The sequence below is a fragment of the Haloferax sp. s1 genome (genome assembly GCF_058382125.1).
Genome location: NZ_JBZRPK010000188.1, coordinates 1 through 1,719, shown reverse-complemented (window position 1 = coordinate 1,719; position 1,719 = coordinate 1). Strand labels below are relative to the sequence as shown.

Genomic DNA, 1,719 nt, shown 5'->3' with positions numbered 1-1,719 from the left:
CCACTTGTGACCCGATCCGTCAGTCGGGAGGTCGAGGAACGTGGAAAGACCAGGGGCGTTCGCGTGGGTCGCGCGATCATTGACTGTGCCCGGCGTCGCTCGGGGGTGCGGACTGTGATCCGCCTTGCGAAAGCACTGACCCCCCCCGAAAAAACAGGTGTTAAAATCCCTCACTCGGGCATGGCGACCGGTGCTTACTATGACCGCCTGTGGACAATCATCGACGAACTCTATGACGCAGTCATCGTTGTTCTCGACGAAATTGACCGTCTTGCGCCACCTGACGCCGCCCCAAGTGTTTCACCCGAAGAGGCAGAGGATAGCAAGCTTCTGATGCAACTTTCCCGCGCAGGTGAAGAGAACGATGTCGGAGCTAGTCTTACTGTTATCTGCATCAGTAACGATCTCAAGTATGGTGACCGGCTAGATACCCGTGTAGAGAGTTCGTTCGCGCCTGATGAAATCGTGTTTCCCGCGTACGATGCAAACCAACTTGGGGATATTCTCAAGCGACGTCGCGAGGCCTACCGACCAGGGGTTCTCTCAGAAGACATTATTCCCCTGTGTTCAGCGTTTTCCGCACAAGAACATGGTGACGCACGGCGTGCACTTGACCTCTTTCGACTCGCTGGCGAGGTTGCTCGCGATGATGATGCTGACCAAGTTCGAGGGGAGCACGTCCGAGCTGCCAACGATGATGCCGAAGTAACTCGGATTCAAGACCTCATTCGAGGCTGTCCGACACAGGCTAAGATTGCAATCGCCGCACTTGCGGCTCTGGACGAATTCACGAACCGTTCGCATTTTAAATCGACTGCGATGTATCAGGTGTACCGTGCATTTGCCGAAGCAATTGGGATGAACGTTCTTGGACAGAAACGCATCACTGATCAGCTCCGTGAGTACGAGACACTAAAAATAATTGATATGAAACGAACGAGTGACGGCTATCGAGAGGGGACGTATCTTCAACTGTCACTTCTTGACGACCCAAGCCTTTTGCTTCAATCAGTTGGTCTGGACGATCACTGTTCGGGGATTCCTATTGGTCCTCGAATGCGCAAGCAAATTGTCAACCTCGTTGGAAAGTAGACCTCCGACCTTCTCATTCACAGGGAGAAAGCGAACGGGTGCAGCTAGTGTCCCACTTTCATCTTACTGTAGCGAGGGAACTCGCCTTTACACTCTGATGCCCCCTCCCTCACTCTGTTCACTCCGATAGGGGGTGTATTTCCATTGTTCACGGATTTCAATTGCCCTCTCAGCAACAACTCCGGATGCTCCATTACGAACTGAAGGCTGTTTCGTGCCTCTCCTGCTTCTCATCGTTCTGTATACCCTACTCTCAGAGCTCCTCTCTTACAGCAGTTTTTCCTGAGCCATTTTTGGAGTACGGACAGGCATTTATGTACGACTTAAAAGGAGGAACGACCGCCACCATAGAGAACCATGCTAAGAACTTAGGAAAACCGCTGTATAAGGTCTGTTGGACGAGTCTGACTGTGGTTACCTTGAGTCGCTAGTCAAACGTCATCCCGTATCCCCACTCTTCGAGACAGTCCTCTGCTTCGTCGAGATGCTGTAACCCAACTTTCACAAGCGCTTCACGGAGGTCCGTCAGTGACACGTTTTCTTCAAACCTGTCTTCGAACTCTCGGAGTGCATCTCGCTCTGCGACCTTTGTCTCTTTCTGCAAGAACAAGGGAACCCGGTCACGAC

2 protein-coding genes are annotated in these 1,719 nt (G+C 52.3%); one reads left to right on the top strand and one right to left on the bottom strand.

Features of this window, described 5'->3' with window-relative positions; genetic code table 11:
- A partial coding sequence (locus QT222_RS01515; protein ID WP_491476078.1) for a Cdc6/Cdc18 family protein occupies positions 1-1,092 on the top strand: 1,092 nt, incomplete at its 5' end.
- A 427-nt stretch (positions 1,093-1,519) separates the two neighbouring features.
- Here the strand turns inward: QT222_RS01515 and QT222_RS01510 are convergent.
- Positions 1,520-1,719 (bottom strand): DUF7970 domain-containing protein (locus QT222_RS01510; protein WP_491476077.1); only part of this gene is annotated, 200 nt, incomplete at its 5' end.